This is a genomic window from Colwellia ponticola (assembly GCF_005885605.1).
GTDB classification, from domain to species: domain Bacteria; phylum Pseudomonadota; class Gammaproteobacteria; order Enterobacterales; family Alteromonadaceae; genus Colwellia; species Colwellia ponticola.
This window is the reverse complement of the sequence record NZ_SZVP01000165.1, coordinates 1-432: the sequence shown is the minus strand read 5'-3', so window position 1 is coordinate 432 and position 432 is coordinate 1. Positions and strand designations below refer to the sequence as shown.

Here is a 432-nt window from a genome sequence, read left to right as displayed (position 1 = left end):
TTCGATAACGGAACCTTTATCGGTATTGAAACTTCGTTTTTTCATACGCGATTCAGCAATAAAATTGTATCGGATTACGATACGAATCCCAACCAAATTATTTATGACAACATCAACGGTTATGCGATAAGCCAAGGAATCAGTACGAATATCGATTTTAATTTTCCAAATGGATTAAAGATTATCACTGGTGCTTCTTTGCTTGACAATAAAAATATTGAAAATGGCCGAAAAGAAACGCCTTTTCTAACCGAAAAATTTACCGCAACATGGAGTGTTTCGTATAAAATTCAAGCTATTGATTTGAATGTAGATTACACCGGAAATGTGTACAGCCCGATGCAATTGCCTCTTTTGAGCGCTTTAGATCCTCGTGCTCCGGAATCGCCTTGGTACAGTTTGCAAAACATTCAATTCACATATTCTGGTTTG

Annotated in this window: 1 protein-coding gene; it reads left to right on the top strand. The window is 36.6% G+C overall.

Annotated elements, in window-relative coordinates; all coding sequences use genetic code 11:
* Positions 1 to 432 (top strand): TonB-dependent receptor domain-containing protein (locus FCS21_RS17870; protein WP_138624534.1); only part of this gene is annotated, 432 nt, incomplete at both ends.